Consider the following 17,408-nt stretch of genomic DNA (forward strand, 5'->3'; position numbering starts at 1 on the left):
CATGTTTACCGGTATTATAGCGGCGATTGGCCAGGTCACCTCTGTTGCTCCAAGTGGTGGCGACATGAGACTAAAAGTAGCTACTCAGAAATTAGACCTATCGGATGTCAGTCTCGGGGACAGTATTGCTATTAATGGGGTTTGTCTAACCGTTGTTGAATTAGATGAATCTCATGTCAGTTTTGATGTGTCCAAAGAAAGTCTTGAACGCACAGCACTTTCACAAATTACAGCAGGGTCGTCGGTTAACCTTGAAAAAGCACTGGCTGTCGGCGATCGTCTTGGTGGACATATGGTCAGTGGCCATGTGGATGGTTTAGGTAAGGTCTTACAACTGACACCATCAGCACGCTCTGTTCAGTTTCGCATTGAAGTGCCTGCTAATCTGGAACGATATATTGCTGAAAAGGGTTCTATTTCTATAGATGGAGTCAGTCTAACTGTAAATGAAGTAGGGCCAGGCTGGTTTGAAATCAATATCATTCCGCATACCATGCAGGAAACCATTATTAAAGAATATAAAGCCGGCACTATGGTTAATTTAGAAGTTGACTTGATTGCCCGCTATTTAGAACGTTTATTACCTGGCCAGACGTCAGGTGTTATGAACGATACACAGTAAAATACGGTTATACGTCAAATATGCAACTTAATAGCACAGAAGAGATTATCGAGGATCTGAGACAGGGGAAAATGGTTATCATCATGGATGATGAAGATCGTGAAAATGAGGGCGACCTCATTATGGCTGCAGAAAAAGTAACGCCAGAAGCGATCAATTTTATGGCACGCTTTGGCCGTGGCCTGATTTGCCTGACGCTAACAGAAAACCGTTGTCGTGAATTACGCTTACCTTTAATGGTCAGTGATAACCAGACGCCATATTCAACTAATTTTACTGTATCAATCGAAGCCGCTGAAGGGGTAACAACTGGTATTTCAGCTGCCGATCGTGCATTGACTGTGCAAGTCGCTGTTGATCCTGCTTCAAGCCCTGAAGATTTGGTTCAACCAGGCCATATTTTTCCATTAAAAGCGCAGCCGGGTGGTGTGTTAACACGTGCTGGTCATACTGAAGCTGGCTGTGATTTAGCGCAGCTTGCAGGCTTATCCCCAGCCGCAGTGATTGTCGAAATATTAAATGATGATGGCAGTATGGCCAGACGTCCAGACTTAGAGACGTTTGCTCAAACCCATAATCTGAAAATTGGTACGATTGCTGACCTGATAAGTTACCGACTTGAAAATGAAATGACAGTCGAAAAATTATCTCAATGCCAGTTTCCTACAGAATATGGCGACTTCCAGCTTTTCAGCTTCCAGGATTCAGTGAATTCTCAAGTACACCTGGCCTTAACATATGGTGATATTGAAGCTGATGAGGAAACGCTGGTACGTGTGCATATGGCTGATCCACTTAGTGATATCTTAGGCTCAATTAGAGAAACGCCACATTGGCCAGTGCATCAGGTGCTGAAAAAAATACAAGAAACTGGCAAAGGGGTTTTAGTTGTATTGCGACTACCTGCACAGAATAAACAACTAGCCGCTAAAATTGCCCGTTATGAGCGCGAAGATCTCGATGAAAGTCCTTTACCGGTAAAAGGCGGCTGGGATTTACGTACATTTGGGGTTGGCGCACAAATTCTGTCAGCATTAGGCGTGAAGAAAATGCGCGTGATGGGCACGCCGACGAAGTTAACAGGTGTCTCAGGGTTTGGACTTGAGTTAGCTGGTTATCTGGAAGCTGACGAGACTGAGTAAGCATGCCTGAATTATTTGTAGTGGCAGGTGAGGCTTCTGGCGATGCCCATGCCGGCAGAATGTTAAAAGCCTTAAAACATCACCGGCCTGATATCGTTGTTTCCGGTATCGGTGGTGATACCATGCGCGACGCTGGCGTTGATATTGTCACTGATTTTGCTGAGCTTGCTGTGATGGGGCTGGTTGAGGTCATAAAACGCTATTCTCATATCAAAGCCATCTTTGATAAAACCGTCGAGCATTTAGCTTCAAATAAACCTGATGCCTTAATTTTAGTCGACTATCCGGGGTTTAATCTAAAACTAGCTAAAAAAGCCCATGAGCTGGGTATTCCGGTTATTTACTACATCAGTCCCAAAATATGGGCCTGGCGCTCTGGCCGGATTAAAGCCATAAAGCGCTACGTTGATTTGATGTTGGTGCTGTTTCCTTTTGAGCAGTCACTTTATGAAAAAGCCAATGTGCCTGTGAAATGTGTTGGTCATCCCTTGGTGGATGCCGTTCATTCAGCGTTGACTCCTGAGCAGGCAAAGTCGCATTTTTCACTTAATGCCAAAGCACCCGTGTTAGGTTTGTTCCCGGGCAGTCGTCGGAGTGAGGTGCAAGCATTACTACCGGTGATGTTAGCGACCGCCGAGCATATTCAACAGCGTGACAGCTCTGTTCAGGTTATCTTACCGTTGGCACCTGGATTGGATTGGACATTGATTGAGCCATTTTTGTCAGAAACCGCGGTAAAAGTGGAAGTCATTTCCGGTGAGTTTTATGATGTCATTCGCAGTTGTGATGCGATTGTCGCTGCATCAGGTACCGTGACTTTAGAAATTGCTTTGCTAGGCATCCCTCATTTAATTACTTACCGTGTTGCACCATTGACCTATCATATTCTTAAACGACTGGTGAAAATTCCCTATGTTGGTTTATGTAATATCGTGACTGGAAAAAATATCGTCACTGAGCTATTACAAAAACAGGTGTCGGTGGCAGAGTTAGCGCCAAGAGTGCTGTACTTTTTAACTGCAGCTGATGCCAAACACCATGCTGAATCTGTTCAACAGCAAGTGCTTACAGCATTAGGCCCTTCTGGTGGTGCAGACAATGCAGCTAAAGCGGTTATCTCATTTATTGATAGTAAATCGTCATGATAGATACTATTTATGTTGCCGGAGTAGATGAGGTCGGGCGTGGTCCTTTAGCCGGCCCTGTTGTGACAGCAGCCGTCATTCTTGATCCACAAAACCCTATACTCGGTCTGGCAGATTCAAAAAAGCTCACGGAAAAGCGAAGAGAAATGTTGGTTCCACTTATTAAACAGCACGCACTGGCGTGGGCTATGGGTAGAGCAGAGCCAGATGAGATTGATGAGCTTAATATCTTACAGGCGAGTTTACTTGCTATGAAAAGAGCGGTTGAAGCTTTATCTGTCGTGCCAGAACATGTGCTTGTCGATGGCATTCATGCCCCCAAACTTAATTGTCCTGTCACCACCATTATCAAAGGTGATCAGTCTGAGCCCGCCATCGCTGCAGCTTCAATTTTAGCTAAAGTGGCTCGCGACCAGGAAATGGTGGCACTGGATGAGGTGTATCCTGGCTATGGTTTTGCACAGCATAAAGGTTATCCAACCAAGCAGCATCAACAAGCACTTCTTACTCTAGGTGTAACAGATATACACCGACGCTCATTTGGCCCGGTCCGGTCTGCCTTATCATCATGATGCTCAATTATATAAATCATAGAAATGTTAATGAGCATGGTATTATTCAAAACTTATGCTGTCGTTAAATAAAATCTTCAACAAATTGGTGAGAGGCAAAAACGGTCAAAATCCGCAACAAGCGCGTGAACCGTTAATTATCCCTCGTAGCGAACACACGATTTCGCGTAAACAGATTAGTCAACACGCACTCAAGGTACTGTATACCTTGAAAGAGGGGGGCTATGAAGCTTACTTGGTCGGTGGTTGTGTTCGTGATTTATTGCTTGGATATGAGCCGAAAGATTTTGATGTCGCCACTAATGCATCTCCGGAACAAGTGCATAGCTTGTTTAAACGTAGCCAATTGATTGGTCGGCGATTTAAGCTGGTGCATGTCAGGTTTGGACGTGAAGTTATTGAGGTAGCTACCTTCCGTGCTCCTCCAGAAGCCAAACAGCATGTTGATACCCAAGGCCGTATCATGCAGGACAATGTCTTCGGCACATTAGAGCAAGATGCCTGGCGCCGCGACTTTACTATTAATGCCCTTTATTACAATATCAGAGACTTCTCGATTATTGACTACACGGGTGGTATGGCTGATCTTAATGCTGGCCTGATTCGTTTGATTGGGGACGTTGAAACACGCTATCGGGAAGATCCTGTCCGTATGCTGAGAGCCTGTCGCTTTTTGGCTAAGCTTGGCTTAAAACTGGATAAAGAGACTGAGCAGGGTATTTTTGACTGGGCTCATTTGATTAGAGATATCCCACCGGCACGACTGTTTGATGAAACACTTAAACTGTATCTAAGTGGCCAGGCCGCCATGACACATGATTTACTCTGCCATTACGGTCTGTTTGAACATCTTTATCCACAAACTGCTGCTTTGCTACATGAAGAACAAGATGGTTATCCAAGAACGATGCTGATGAAAGCATTAGAAAACACGGACATCCGTATCTCTGCCAATAAACCTGTCACTCCGGCATTTTTATTCGCAGCGATTTTATGGGAACCTGTAAGACAACGTACCGTATTGCTGATGACCAACGGTATGCCAGAAATTCCAGCGATGCAACGAGCTTCATCCGAGATTATTGGTGAGCAAATCCAACGTGTTGCTATTCCAAAACGTTACAGTTTAGTCACTCGTGATATATGGACTTTACAACCACGATTGTTAAAACGTCAGGGTAAAAGAGCATTCAAAACGTTGTTACATCCAAAATTTCGTGCAGCCTATGACTTTTTAGCACTTAGGGCAGACGCAGGGGAACCGCTGGCCGAACCCGTCGAATGGTGGACAAAGTTTCAGACTGAAACAGCAACACAGCAACAAGCCATGGTTGATTCTCTTGGTAACGAAGCCAGTGTGAAAAAGCCTCGCCGTCGTCGCCGACGTCGGCCTTCAGCTAAAAAAACGGAACAGAATTAATGCGGGTGTTTATCGGACTGGGCAGTAATTTAGATGACCCGCAAACACAAATTCTGACAGCGATTGCTGATATAAAAAATCTGGATGACACTCATCTGCTGAGCCAATCATCGCTTTATCATAGCCCGCCAATGGGGCCTCAGGACCAGCCTGATTATGTCAATGCGGTGGTGGAAGTCGATACAGCATTGCCGCCACATCTATTGCTTGATAACCTGCAAAAACTCGAACAAAAGCACGGAAGAATAAAAAAGCGACATTGGGGTGAGCGTACGCTGGATCTAGATATTTTGCTTTATTCTAATCTGATAATTGATGATGAAAGATTAAAAGTGCCACATCCGGGCTTAACAGAACGTGCTTTTGTGGTGTACCCATTAGCTGAAATTGCTGCTGATATCACTATTCCTGGTAAAGGTGATTTAGCAACGATAAAGCAAAATTGTCCTTTGGATGGATTGAGAAAAGTGGAAATGCATAAATAATGAATCACTCGCTAACACATCGTTATATTGTGGTTGAAGGACCGATTGGCGTGGGTAAGACCCATTTAGTGAAACGGTTGGCCGAGAGTTTTTCTGGTTCGGTTTTACTTGAGCAACCTGAGCAAAATCCGTTTTTAGAAAAGTTTTATCTTTACCCAAAACAGTCTGCTTTACCCACACAGTTGAGTTTTTTAATGCAACGGGTCAAGTTAGGTAAATCGTTAAATCAGGATGATTTATTTAACGATCTGCATATTGCTGATTTTATGGTGGAAAAAGATAAGTTATTTGCTCAAATTTCCTTGGATGACGATGAGTTAGCTTTATATAACATGGTCTATGATAATTTGACCTTACATCATAGAACACCGGATTTAGTTATTTATCTGCAAGCATCATTACCGGTGTTGAAGTCGCGTATTGCTCAGCGTGGTATCAGTTATGAGCAACACGTGGAAGAAGGTTATCTGAAACGTCTAGCTGACACTTACGCCGATTTTTTCCATTACTACGATGCATCACCACTTTTAATTGTGAATGCAGAGCAGATCGATCTGGTGAATGGTGATCAGGACTATCTGCAATTACTGGAACAGATCTGTAATATTCAAAGTGGTCGTCATTATTACAATCCCTTGCCCGTCTCAGAGAAGAAATAATCATGAGCCGAATTAGCCTTAAACATCTGCGTCAAATGAAAGTGGCGCAGGAAAAAATTGCTGTTTTAACAGCCTATGATGCCAGCTTCAGCTATGCACTTGAAAAAGCTGGTGTGGATGTACTTCTGGTAGGTGATTCGCTAGGCATGGTCATCCAGGGGCAGGAAAGTACTGTCCCCGTCAGTGTTGACGATATTATTTATCACACAGCCAATGTTATCCGTGGCAGCGATAAATTATTTGTCATCGCCGATATGCCATTTATGAGTTATGCCAACCCAGAGCAAGCTATCAAAAACGCTGCTCGGCTGATGGCTGAAGGTGGTGCGCAAATGGTCAAACTGGAAGGTGGTGCTGTCATCACCGAAACAGTGAAACAGCTCACGGCACGTGGTATTCCTGTCTGTGGACATTTAGGCTTATTACCGCAGTCGGTTCATCGCTTAGGTGGGTATATTGTGCAAGGCCGTGAGACAGAAGCGGCTGAAGAACTGATTGCTGATGCGATTAGTTTGCAAGAAGCCGGTGCCGACATGCTGGTGTTGGAATGCGTGCCTGCAACGCTGGGAGCCGTCATTACCAAACAGCTGGATATTCCGGTGATCGGAATTGGTGCTGGTAGTGACTGTGACGGCCAAGTGCTGGTGGTGTATGACATGTTGGGGTTAACGCCTGGCAAACGACCAAGATTCAGCCATGACTTCTTAGCAGATACAGGCTCTATTCAGACAGCCATTGAGTTATATGTGAGCGCGGTTAAATCTGGCGCATTTCCTAATTCGGAGCAGCAATTCTAATGGCGATTGCAGAAAACCTGAGTGCTTTAAAAACACGTATTAAAAGCTGGCGTCAGCAAAATGAAGTCATTGCTTTTGTCCCTACCATGGGCAACCTGCATGAAGGTCATTTGTCTTTAGTACAAAAGGCCCGTGAACTGGCCGATAGGGTTGTAGTGAGTATTTTTGTCAATCCATTACAGTTTAATGATGAACAGGATTTATCCAATTATCCGCGCACATTGAGTGATGATGTGCAATTACTGAGTGAACTTGATTGTGAGTTGATTTTCACGCCAACTGAAGAAATGATGTATCCGAATGGGATGGCATCGCTAACAAAAGTTATTGTGCCCGGGTTTGATGATAAATTATGTGGTAAAGGTCGTCCTGGCCATTTTGATGGTGTCGCAACCGTTGTGACGAAATTATTCAATATGGTTCAGCCGGATATTGCGATTTTTGGTGAGAAAGACTACCAGCAGTTAATGTTAATTAAGAAGCTGGTCACTGATTTGAACTTAACGGTGGATGTCATTGGCGTACCAACAAAACGTCAGGATAGTGGGCTGGCGATGAGTTCCAGGAACACTTTGTTAAGCCAAAAACAATTAGTTCAGGCACCATTTTTATACAAAACACTGCTGGCAACTAAACAAGCGATTGAAGAGCAGGGCGAGACTGACTTTTCTTTATTGTGTACACAAGCGAAACAACAGTTACAAAAAGCGGGTTTAGAACCTGAGTATGTAGATATTCGCCGCGCAGAAGATTTAGAACTTGCCAGTGCAGATGACAAACAACTTCGTATTCTTGCGGCTGCCCTACTGGGAAGCGTACGATTAATAGATAATATCGCTTGCGACCTTGCCTGATTTTTCTTAAAAAGCGATAATATCAAGCTATTTCATAAGAACATTCTGGCTATGCAACTGACCTTTTTAAAAGCAAAATTACATCGTGCTTGCGTCACTCATTCCGAGTTGGAATACGAGGGCTCGTGTGCAATTGATGGAAAATTACTGGAAGCGGCCGGTATTCACGAATATGAGCAAATCCAGATTTATAACGTCGCCAATGGCGAACGCTTTACTACCTATGCTATTCGTGCAGAAGATGGCTCAAATATTATCTCTGTTAATGGTGCGGCAGCTCATAAAGCCTCTCCCGGAGATCGTTTAATCATTTGTGCTTTTGCCACACTGGATGCCAAAGAAGTCGAAAACTTTAAGCCAACACTGGTGTATCTCGACGAAAAAAACGATATCACACACATGCGTCACGCTATTCCTGTTCAAGCTGCATAAAAAGAAACGAGTACTAAATCAATGGAAAGATTGTTTGAAAAAGCGCTCTGGAATAGTCGTTTTGTTGTACTCATAGCCGTTATTGCCAGCCTGCTTACCGCATTAGCCATGTTTTATATGGCAACGGTTGATGTCTATTATTTACTTTCTCATCTTGGCGAATACATGTCACCTGATCTGATTGGTGATGCCAGAAAGGATTTTCGTGCTGAAACTGTGGCTCACGTCGTTGAAGTGATTGATGGCTATTTGCTGGCGACCGTACTTTTTATCTTCTCTCTGGGCTTGTATGAACTGTTTATCAGTAAAATCGAAGAAGCAGAAGAGAGTGAGAGCTCGAAAGTATTAGCTATTCACAGTTTGGATGATCTAAAAGCACGTTTAGGCCGTGTTGTTTTGATGATTCTAATTGTTAACTTTTTCGAACATGCCATTAGCATGGACTTTCACGGTCCGCTTGATTTGCTAGCACTCGCTGGTGGTATTGGCCTTATCGCATTGGCTTTATACTTCTCCCACGCTGACGATCATTAATCGTCACAAAAACGTCATTAAAATGTTATAAGACTGTCATGTCTTCTCTCTATGCTTGCAAGCTATCTGCAAGCATAGAGAGAAGACATGCTCAATATCGAACAAGCTGTTCAACAAAAATTTCCTAAATTTGAACATTCCCGTCCGTGGATAAAAAAATCGACGATTAGTTTTCTGCGTAAAATTACCCACGAGCAGGAAGTGAATCGTTTTCTGGATTTACACCAGGATTTAAAAGGCTTCGATTTTATCGAACAGGTGCTGGACTATTTCAACTTCAGTTATAGCATCAGTCATCGTGATCGCAATAATATTCCGGCAACAGGACGCGTGGTAATTGTCGCTAATCATCCCCTTGGTGCTCTGGACGGTTTGTCATTATTAAAATTAGTCGGCGAAGTACGCCGTGATGTGAAAATCGTCGCTAACGATATGCTGATGAATTTTAACGCGGTCGATTCCTTATTCTTACCCGTCGATAATTTATCTAAATCCACCCGGAAAAGTAGTATTTCCCGCATTATTGATTGTCTGAATAATGAAGAAGCCGTGATAGTTTTCCCTGCTGGTGAAGTGTCGCGTATTCGTCCTAGTGGCGTTCGTGATGGTAAATGGAATACCGGCTTTCTGAATTTTGCCAAGAAAACCAATTCACCTATTTTGCCCATTTATGTCGGCGCTAGAAACTCTTCCTTGTTTTACAGTGCATCCATGGTCTATAAGCCACTTTCAGGCATGATGTTGGCGCATGAGATGTTTAATAAAAACTCAAAGAACATCACTATGCGCGTCGGCGAGGCTATTCCTTATAAGCAGGTTGATCAACTCCCGCTGGTGAAAGCAGAAAAAGCCAAATTATTACGCCGCCATTTGTATCGTCTGGCAAAAGGTAAAAAACCGTTATTTATAACAGAGCAAACCATTGCTCACCCTCAGGACCGACGTAATATCAAACGTGAGTTACAAACGGCCGAGTTATTGGGGCAGACAGCAGATAATAAAAAGATTTATTTGTTTGACTATCAACCCGATTCAGCCGTGATGCATGAAGTTGGTCGTTTACGTGAGTTTACTTTTAGACAGGTCGGCGAGGGTACAGGAAAAAGGCGGGATATTGATCGTTATGATCGCGATTACCGACACCTGATTCTATGGGATGAAAACGAATTAGAAATCGCTGGCGCTTACCGAATTGGTGAAGTGAATAATATACTGGCACAAACAGGCAGCCGAGGAATTTATAGTCAGGAGTTATTTTCATACAACCATGATGCTATGCAGCCATTTTTTGAAAAGGGAATTGAGCTGGGCAGGAGTTTTGTCAGTCCAAAATATTGGGGCCGACGTAGCCTGGATTATTTATGGTATGGCATTGGCGCTTATTTGAAACGATACCCTGATATCCGCTATCTATTTGGGCCCGTGAGTCTGTCAAATAGCTATCCTGATTTCGCTAAGTCATTAATCGTTGCTTATTATCAACACTATTTCCCAGATGATAAACACTTAGCGATAGCGAAAAATCCGTATATTGCTGAGCGGAGCCTGCAACAACAAGTGTTGCAAACCTATTGCGGTACAGACGCCGAGGCTGATTTTACTGCCATGCGTGAGCAGCTGACGCATATGAATGTCACTGTCCCCACCTTATATAAACAGTATGCCGATGTCTGTGAAGACGGTGGGGTTCGCTTTATCGATTTTAATATCGACGCTGATTTTGGTCATTGTATTGATGGTCTGGTGATGGTGGATTTGGATAAACTAAAACCTGCCAAAAGAAAACGTTATCTAGGTAATGACTAACCGTGACAACGTTTTAGTTTTTTGCCACTACCGCAGAAACAGGGATCGTTTCTGCCTAGTTTGATCGCCGGCAGAATAATCCCATCATGATAGAACCATTCACCACTTTCACAGGTAAAACGTGAGCGTTCGTGTAGTTGGCCCACCGGGCTATCTTCATAAAACGCAACAAACTCCACCTCAGCCAGTTCATTTTTTTGCTGGTGATCCAGTACCTTCAGTCCTAACCATTGCGTGGTGTTAATCGTATTTTGCAATAGTTCTCGTTCGTCTAAGCGTCGTTTTGATGGGTGCAACGTGGCAATTAAATAGTCCACTTCACCCAAATAAAAAGCACTGTAACGCGAGCGCATCAGTTGCTCAGCATTTTCTGCACGTTGTTGTTTTTTATGAAGCGGTTGGCAGCATTCACTGTAAGGACGCTGGCTGAGACAGGGACATAAATGGTTATTCATAAGCACGAGCTGGAATGGTCATTAAATCTGGATACTGAAATTGATAGGACAGTAATGTTTTAACTTTATCGTTACTGACGATTTTATAGGATGGCGTATTATCCTGGTTAAAGTCTGGTACAGCCTGGTTCAATTGCTCAGCGGCATGTCGATAAAATTGTTTCTTACTCGGATGCGTGTCTGCACAACCATTGAGAACCTCTCCCCAGACTTGCTGCTTCAATAGCTGTTCAATGATGCCGATGCAGTCATCAAGATGAATTAAATTAACCGGGGCATCTGCTTGTTGCACCTGTTTACCGTTCCTGAAGAAACGCCCTGGATGACGTTCTGGGCCTATCAATCCACTAAAGCGAATAATGCTGGTGGTAAACAGCGAAGATTGCCTAAACAGGGATTCGATTTGCCACAGGATGCTATCTTCATTCTCAAACTGAGGCTCTTCTCTAACCCAGTCATTAGTATTTTGGTAAACCGAACTGGAGCTGATAAATAACACTTGTTTGATTGGGCTGTGTTCAATCTGACTGATCAGCTGCTCAAATGCCGCTTTATTTTTATTGGTGATATTAATAATCAGCGTATCAGCGTTCAGAAACTGACTAAAATCAGCTGGTTTTTCTATATCGATTTGGTAGGCATCAAAACCTTGTTCAATCAATAAAGACTGTTTTTCTGAGTCACGTGTAGAAAGTTTGATGGTGGTATTTTCTGTTTGTAATTGTCTTGCTAAGCGTAAGCCTAACCAGCCACTACCGAGGATACTGATCGTATTAATGACACACCTCTAATTGAATTATTAAGATGGCGACACCATATCAAGCATTAGTCATATTGTCATGGTTGTTTATACTATGACGATAAACCTAAAGGGAAGAGCAGGGTATGAGTGCACCTGATATATCAAAAATGTTTTCCAGCAAGATCGTCACTATATTGTTCTGGCTGTTTTTAATGGGGTCACTCACCTTATTTTTTAACGGCTATATTCAGCAGCGCGATAATCCTAACCAAGCATTGGTAGCCGCAAATTCAGGCAGTGGTGAGGTGACATTAAAGCGTAATCGTGACGGACATTATCTGGCCCCTGGCTATATCAACGGTCACCCGGTTAATTTCCTGCTGGATACTGGCGCGACTAATGTCAGTATTCCCGCTGCCATTGCAGAAGCTGCCGGATTGAAAAAAGGAACCACTTCAATGGTGTCGACAGCGAATGGTGTTGTTCCGGTATTTCAGACCGATGTCGACACGGTTCGACTTGGTGGTATTACCTTAGAGCATGTTGATGCGAGTATTAACCCGCATATGAGTGATGGTGTGGTTTTATTAGGTATGAGTTTTATGAAACATCTCGATATTACTCAGCGTAATGGTGTTATGACGCTGCGTGTACCGGTATCAGGATAGGGCAATCTTAACCACTTTCATATACTCAAAAGTCATGCGAGCAATGACTTCTTTATCCGGGTAATAGACGATATCTACCCGTGCACCCTTTAGCGATTTATACCGCCGTTGACGTTTGTATTTATAGGGAATGTCCTGACCTTCAATGGTAATGGTATTCAATACCCATTCACCTTCTTCACGCTGAACATGAGAAGACACTTTTTGCATAGTGGCGTGGATTAAATGGTCATTTTCAGCCAGCCATTTTTTTGTTTTTCTAACTTTCATGTTGGTAACGTTGATGCAAAATGCTCACACGTTCTACATAAACTTTAGTCTCTGAATAAGGGGGAATATCGTTATATTTTTTCACGGCATTGGGTCCTGCATTATAAGCAGCTGTGGCAAGGCGAATATTGCCTTTGAATAAAGATAGCAGCTCAGCCAGATATTTAACACCGCCTTCTATATTTTGTTCGACATTAAAAGGCTTATCCACGCCTAAATCTTTGGCGGTGTCGGGCATTAACTGCATCAAGCCTTGAGCCCCGGTTCTGGAAATCGCTTTTTTATTGAACGCCGATTCCGCATGAATAACGGCTCTGACCAAGGCGGCATCAACATGATATTTTTTGGCATAACGTTTTACTTCGTCAGCATAGGATGAAAAATCCAGTTTAATGGTGTGCCAATTGATTTTTGATGAGGGATTACAGGCATAACAACTGTATTTTAAAATCTCGAAATGACCATGTTTGGGTTTCTGATCTGAGAAAACAAACCCTTCACCTGTTTGTGATTTATAAATGACAGTTTGCGATGTGGCTTGTCTGACATTACTGAACTCAACCGAGCCATCGGGGGTTTGAATACGCTGAATAGTATCTGCTACAGTCAACTGACTCAAAAACATCATCAGACTCAGCAGGGACCATTTCATCAGCGTATTCATGATGTCTAACCCAGCCAGTAACGCCCAGAGCTGGCAATGACGATAGTGATAATGCCTAATATCAGATTAAGCAGAACGAGTTTGCGTATTTGCGTTAAGGCAGTAGCGCCTGCAATCCAGTCACGTCCAGCTACAGCTCGTTTGAGTTTTTTGAATGGGTTAAAAAACACATGCATAAAAATAAGCATCATAAAGATGCCAACCAGTAACATTATGTGTACATAAATACCAAGGCCACCCATACCACCTAATAAAGAAATCATCCAAATACCGGTAATAAGTAAGGCGACTATAGATGGCCAGACCCAATTAAAGAATATTTTTAATGAACCCGCCCATAGCGGCAGGCGTTGTTCCTGAGTGAGAAATTCAACTGCTGCAGGTCGAAGAGAGGTGTAGGCGAAAAACATACCCCCTACCCAAATCACGGCAGCTAAGAGGTGTAAAGGTAATGCAATCATCATAAGCAGACTCTCTTTAATATGTAATATTAATTATTGTTTATAGGTATATCGGCAATTTTAATTTTCCATTCACTCGGTCCTGTTTTATGCACCGAATGACCTTCACTATCAACGGCCACAGTGACCGGCATATTTTCTACGTAAAATTCGCGAATAGCTTCCATGCCCAGTTCTTCAAATGCCACCATACGTGATGATTTGATGGCTTTTGACACTAAATACGCTGCGCCACCAATTGCGATCAGATAGACGGAATGATGTTTTTTGATGGAAGCAATAGTTTCATCACCACGCTCTGCTTTACCAATCATGCCTAATAAACCAGTTTTATCAAGCATCATGTCAGTAAACTTATCCATCCGGGTTGCGGTTGTTGGGCCTGCTGGCCCAACAATTTCGCCTTTAACCGGATCAACAGGGCCGACGTAATAGATAAAGCGATTTTTGAAATCAAGCCCGTCAGGTAATGACTCACCATTATTCAGTAAATCGGCAATTTTTTTGTGCGCGGCATCACGTCCTGTTAATAAATGCCCAGTCAGTAATAGGGTTTCACCAGGTTGCCATGCTGAAATATCGGCAGCTGTTATTTTATCTAAATCGATATGGCGGGTATTTTCTGCTGCTTCCCAGGTGATATCTGGCCAATCATCCATGGAAGGTGGTTCAAACTCAGCAGGTCCAGAGCCATCAAGAGTAAAGTGGATATGACGGCTGGCGGCACAATTTGGAATCATAGCGACAGGTAAAGAAGCCGCATGGGTTGGATAATCACTGATTTTGACATCAAGCACAGTGGTTAAACCACCTAGTCCTTGGGCACCAATACCGAGTTGATTAACCTTTTCATAAAGTTCGACACGAAGCTTTTCTGTGGCAGTTTCTGCACCACGATCTATTAATTCCTGTATATCAATGGGATGCATTAATGATTCTTTCGCCATTAACATCGCTTTTTCTGCCGTGCCACCAATACCTATACCTAACATGCCTGGCGGACACCAGCCGGCGCCCATGGTGGGTACGGTTTTTAAGACCCAATCAACCAGATTGTCACTTGGATTCAGAATGGTGAATTTGGCTTTGTTTTCTGAGCCACCACCTTTTGCCGCAATTAATACCTCGACTTGATCACCCATCACCAGTTCGGTGTTAATAATAGCCGGGGTATTATCGCCTGTATTTTTTCGTTGGCCGATGGGATCGGAAACGATCGAAGCCCGCAATACATTATCTGGATGAAGATAGGCACGACGCACACCCTCATTCACCATATCATCAAGGCTTTTTGAGGTTTGCCACTGCACATCCATACCCACTTTGACAAAGACATTGACGATGCCAGTGTCCTGACAAATAGGGCGATTGTTTTCTGCACACATCCTGGAATTCACCAGAATCTGTGCGATAGCATCTTTTGCTGCGACGGATTGTTCACGCTCGTAAGCTGCCGTCATTGCCTGAATAAAATCTTTTGGATGATAACAGGCAATAAACTGCAATGCGTCTGCAATGCTGTCGATAAAGTCAGTCTCTTTAATGACTGTCATGCATTCAACCTCAGCTTAATTTTTGTTTGACGATGCTGACCACATCTTCAATCGCAAACTCTTCGCCATCACCGCTGCGACGGTTTTTGTATTCAATCATGCCATTATCAAGTCCACGTTCGCCCAGAATTAAACGATGTGGAATACCAATCAATTCCATATCTGCAAAAGCAACACCAGGACGCAGACCACGATCATCAAGTAATACGTCAACACCAGCAGCAAGTAGTTGCTGATAAACTTCTTCAGCTTTTTCTTTAACCCTTACTGATTTATGTGCGTTAACAGGGACTAAAACTACCTGATAAGGCGCAATCGATTCTGGCCAGATAATGCCGCGCTCATCATGATTTTGCTCAATTGCTGCAGCGACAACCCGTGATACACCAATACCATAACAGCCCATGGTGACAATTTGTGATTTGCCGGATTCAGTCAAAACAACGGCGTTTAATTTACTGCTGTAGTTTTCACCAAGCTGGAAGATATGACCCACCTCAATACCACGTGCGATTTCTAATGTGCCTTGGCCATCTGGACTTGGATCACCAGCGATAACTTTACGTAAGTCTGCTGTTTCAGGTTCAGGTAAATCACGTCCCCAGTTCACACCGGTTAAATGTTTGTCATCCTGATTGGCGCCACAGACAAAGTCGCTGACAAAAGCGGCTGCATGATCAACGATAACTGGAATGCTTAAACCAACAGGACCGACTGAACCAATATTGGCATGGCTGATTTCAAGTACTTTTTCAGGGGTAACAAACGTCAGTGGTGCAGCGACCAGAGGGTGTTTTTCAGCTTTAATCTCATTAAGTTCATGATCACCACGAACAACCAGAGCCACAACTGAACCTTCTTCAGCGCCTTCAACTAATAAGGTTTTCAAACATTGTGAAGCTGGTTTATTGAGATACTGACTGACATCATCAATAGTGTGTTGCGCAGGTGTTTCAACCACGGTCATAGTTTCTGCTGCCGCTGCACGTTCACCTTGTGGTGCTATGGCTTCTGCTAGTTCAACATTAGCGGCATAATCACTTTTATCACTAAAGGCGATAGCATCTTCACCTGAGCTGGCTAAGACATGAAACTCATGTGATGCATTACCACCGATACTGCCAGTGTCAGCCTGAACAGCGCGGAACTGCAAACCAATACGGCTGAAAATACGTGTGTAAGTCGCATACATATTGTCATAGGTTTCTTGTAAAGAAGCCTGATCCAGATGGAAAGAATAGGCATCTTTCATCAGGAACTCACGGGCACGCATCAAACCAAAGCGAGGACGAATTTCATCACGAAATTTAGTCTGGATCTGGTAAAAGTTCACAGGTAACTGTTTGTAACTACGAATTTCCTGACGTACCAGATCGGTGATCACTTCTTCGTGAGTTGGTCCATAGCAGAACTCACGATTATGACGGTCAGTGATACGCAATAATTCAGGTCCATACTTTTCCCAGCGTTGGCTTTCCTGCCAAAGTTCAGCGGGTTGTACCGAGGGCATTAAGACTTCCTGCGCGCCAGCTTTATCCATTTCTTCGCGGACAATAGCTTCGGTTTTTCTGAGCACTTTCAATCCCATGGGTAACCATGTGTATAAGCCTGATGCCAGACGACGGATAAGTCCGGCACGGAGCATTAATTGATGGCTGACAATTTCTGCGTCTGCTGGTGTCTCTTTTAAAGTGGAAATAAGCAGGTTAGAGGCGCGCATGTTTTTTTATTTTTCCTGTAATGATAATAAGTTGCCTTGAGGCAATGATTAATTGATAAACGTTAAAAAGTACTGTGATTCCAACCCCAGTTTTGTCGCTCTGAATCAGTCATGCTGATATAGATACGACCACCTTCAACTTTTAGGTTCTCACTGATGAGTGTACATAAGGTATCCGAGAAGGCCTGACGATCACCAGGTAAACCGAGTGCTCGGTAATCAAGCATCGCTGCGGGTGCATCACTGCCAGCAAAGGACATATCGGCTTTATCATTCAGCACAATCATCACATAACTTTCAGGTTTACCTGATGCTTTGGCAACGGTTTCACTGGCCTGTTTGATAAATGATGATTTGTCGTTAACTTCTTGATTAGTCGTAATATTAAGGTATGGCATTTTGCTTCT

General features: G+C 43.4%; 21 protein-coding genes. 13 read left to right on the forward strand and 8 right to left on the reverse strand.

Features of this window, described 5'->3' with window-relative positions; genetic code table 11:
• Nucleotide 1: 1 nt before the first annotated feature.
• The 12 genes from BM232_RS10510 (at nt 2) to olsF (ending at nt 10,468) form a co-directional block, all read left to right on the forward strand.
• A complete protein-coding gene (locus tag BM232_RS10510) occupies nt 2–622 on the forward strand; it encodes a riboflavin synthase (RefSeq protein WP_091714398.1) in 621 nt (206 codons plus the stop codon).
• A 20-nt stretch (nt 623–642) separates the two neighbouring features.
• The gene (gene ribBA / locus BM232_RS10515) at nt 643–1,764 is read left to right on the forward strand and encodes a bifunctional 3,4-dihydroxy-2-butanone-4-phosphate synthase/GTP cyclohydrolase II (protein ID WP_091714400.1); all 1,122 of its coding nucleotides are present in this window, start codon (nt 643–645) and stop codon (nt 1,762–1,764) included.
• A 2-nt stretch (nt 1,765–1,766) separates the two neighbouring features.
• A complete protein-coding gene (gene lpxB / locus BM232_RS10520) occupies nt 1,767–2,909 on the forward strand; it encodes a lipid-A-disaccharide synthase (protein WP_091714402.1) in 1,143 nt (380 codons plus the stop codon).
• Entirely contained in the window at nt 2,906–3,481 is a 576-nt protein-coding gene (gene rnhB, locus BM232_RS10525) for a ribonuclease HII (RefSeq protein ID WP_091714405.1), read from the forward strand. Before lpxB ends, rnhB begins: the two co-directional genes overlap by 4 nt.
• A 55-nt stretch (nt 3,482–3,536) precedes the next feature.
• Nucleotides 3,537–4,901: a polynucleotide adenylyltransferase PcnB gene (gene pcnB / locus BM232_RS10530; protein ID WP_091714407.1), complete on the forward strand. Its 1,365-nt coding sequence runs from the start codon at nt 3,537–3,539 to the stop codon at nt 4,899–4,901.
• A complete protein-coding gene (gene folK, locus BM232_RS10535; protein ID WP_091714410.1) occupies nt 4,901–5,386 on the forward strand; it encodes a 2-amino-4-hydroxy-6-hydroxymethyldihydropteridine diphosphokinase in 486 nt (161 codons plus the stop codon). Before pcnB ends, folK begins: the two co-directional genes overlap by 1 nt.
• Nucleotides 5,386–6,045 carry a deoxynucleoside kinase gene (locus tag BM232_RS10540; protein ID WP_091714413.1) on the forward strand — a complete coding sequence of 220 codons (660 nt, stop codon included), beginning with the start codon at nt 5,386–5,388 and terminating at the stop codon, nt 6,043–6,045. Before folK ends, BM232_RS10540 begins: the two co-directional genes overlap by 1 nt.
• 2 nt (nt 6,046–6,047) lie before the next feature.
• Complete coding sequence (panB, locus tag BM232_RS10545) at nt 6,048–6,842, forward strand: 3-methyl-2-oxobutanoate hydroxymethyltransferase (RefSeq protein WP_091714415.1); 795 nt, start codon at nt 6,048–6,050, stop codon at nt 6,840–6,842.
• Complete coding sequence (panC, locus tag BM232_RS10550; RefSeq protein WP_091714417.1) at nt 6,842–7,696, forward strand: pantoate--beta-alanine ligase; 855 nt, start codon at nt 6,842–6,844, stop codon at nt 7,694–7,696. Before panB ends, panC begins: the two co-directional genes overlap by 1 nt.
• Before the next feature lie 51 nt (nt 7,697–7,747).
• Entirely contained in the window at nt 7,748–8,128 is a 381-nt protein-coding gene (panD, locus tag BM232_RS10555) for an aspartate 1-decarboxylase (protein ID WP_091714420.1), read from the forward strand.
• Between the two features lie 21 nt (nt 8,129–8,149).
• On the forward strand, nt 8,150–8,662 hold the full coding sequence (locus BM232_RS10560) for a YqhA family protein (RefSeq protein ID WP_091714422.1): 513 nt from the start codon (nt 8,150–8,152) through the stop codon (nt 8,660–8,662).
• Nucleotides 8,663–8,749: 87 nt separating this feature from the next.
• Complete coding sequence (olsF, locus tag BM232_RS10565; protein WP_091714424.1) at nt 8,750–10,468, forward strand: bifunctional ornithine lipid synthase OlsF; 1,719 nt, start codon at nt 8,750–8,752, stop codon at nt 10,466–10,468.
• On the opposite strand, the gene BM232_RS10570 is transcribed toward olsF, so the two are convergent.
• Together BM232_RS10570 and BM232_RS10575 are read right to left on the reverse strand one after the other, a co-directional pair.
• Nucleotides 10,465–10,923 (reverse strand): YchJ family protein, encoded by a 459-nt coding sequence (locus BM232_RS10570; protein WP_091714427.1) that lies wholly within the window; start codon nt 10,921–10,923, stop codon nt 10,465–10,467. The two genes, olsF and BM232_RS10570, sit on opposite strands and share 4 nt — an antisense overlap.
• The gene (locus tag BM232_RS10575) at nt 10,916–11,701 is read right to left on the reverse strand and encodes an NAD(P)H-binding protein (protein WP_245752917.1); all 786 of its coding nucleotides are present in this window, start codon (nt 11,699–11,701) and stop codon (nt 10,916–10,918) included. The genes BM232_RS10570 and BM232_RS10575 overlap by 8 nt, the downstream gene beginning before the upstream one ends.
• 107 nt (nt 11,702–11,808) lie before the next feature.
• On the opposite strand from BM232_RS10575, the gene BM232_RS10580 reads away from it, so the two are divergent.
• Entirely contained in the window at nt 11,809–12,333 is a 525-nt protein-coding gene (locus tag BM232_RS10580; RefSeq protein WP_091714431.1) for a retropepsin-like aspartic protease family protein, read from the forward strand.
• Here BM232_RS10580 and BM232_RS10585 read toward each other — a convergent pair.
• From BM232_RS10585 to BM232_RS10610, 6 genes are all read right to left on the reverse strand, one after another.
• Nucleotides 12,325–12,603 (reverse strand): hypothetical protein, encoded by a 279-nt coding sequence (locus tag BM232_RS10585; protein ID WP_091714433.1) that lies wholly within the window; start codon nt 12,601–12,603, stop codon nt 12,325–12,327. The two genes, BM232_RS10580 and BM232_RS10585, sit on opposite strands and share 9 nt — an antisense overlap.
• Nucleotides 12,593–13,267 (reverse strand): lytic transglycosylase domain-containing protein, encoded by a 675-nt coding sequence (locus BM232_RS10590; RefSeq protein ID WP_091714435.1) that lies wholly within the window; start codon nt 13,265–13,267, stop codon nt 12,593–12,595. The genes BM232_RS10585 and BM232_RS10590 overlap by 11 nt, the downstream gene beginning before the upstream one ends.
• A gap of 5 nt (nt 13,268–13,272) precedes the next feature.
• The gene (locus BM232_RS10595) at nt 13,273–13,731 is read right to left on the reverse strand and encodes a CopD family protein (protein WP_091714438.1); all 459 of its coding nucleotides are present in this window, start codon (nt 13,729–13,731) and stop codon (nt 13,273–13,275) included.
• A 26-nt stretch (nt 13,732–13,757) separates the two neighbouring features.
• Nucleotides 13,758–15,281 (reverse strand): fumarate hydratase, encoded by a 1,524-nt coding sequence (locus BM232_RS10600; RefSeq protein WP_091714441.1) that lies wholly within the window; start codon nt 15,279–15,281, stop codon nt 13,758–13,760.
• 10 nt (nt 15,282–15,291) lie between these two features.
• Complete coding sequence (locus BM232_RS10605; RefSeq protein ID WP_091714443.1) at nt 15,292–17,001, reverse strand: proline--tRNA ligase; 1,710 nt, start codon at nt 16,999–17,001, stop codon at nt 15,292–15,294.
• Between the two features lie 62 nt (nt 17,002–17,063).
• Entirely contained in the window at nt 17,064–17,399 is a 336-nt protein-coding gene (locus BM232_RS10610) for a phenylpyruvate tautomerase MIF-related protein (protein WP_091714446.1), read from the reverse strand.
• Nucleotides 17,400–17,408 lie beyond the last annotated feature (9 nt).

Origin of the sequence: Methylophaga sulfidovorans, assembly GCF_900114205.1 — a bacterium.
Taxonomy (GTDB): Bacteria; Pseudomonadota; Gammaproteobacteria; order Nitrosococcales; family Methylophagaceae; genus Methylophaga; species Methylophaga sulfidovorans.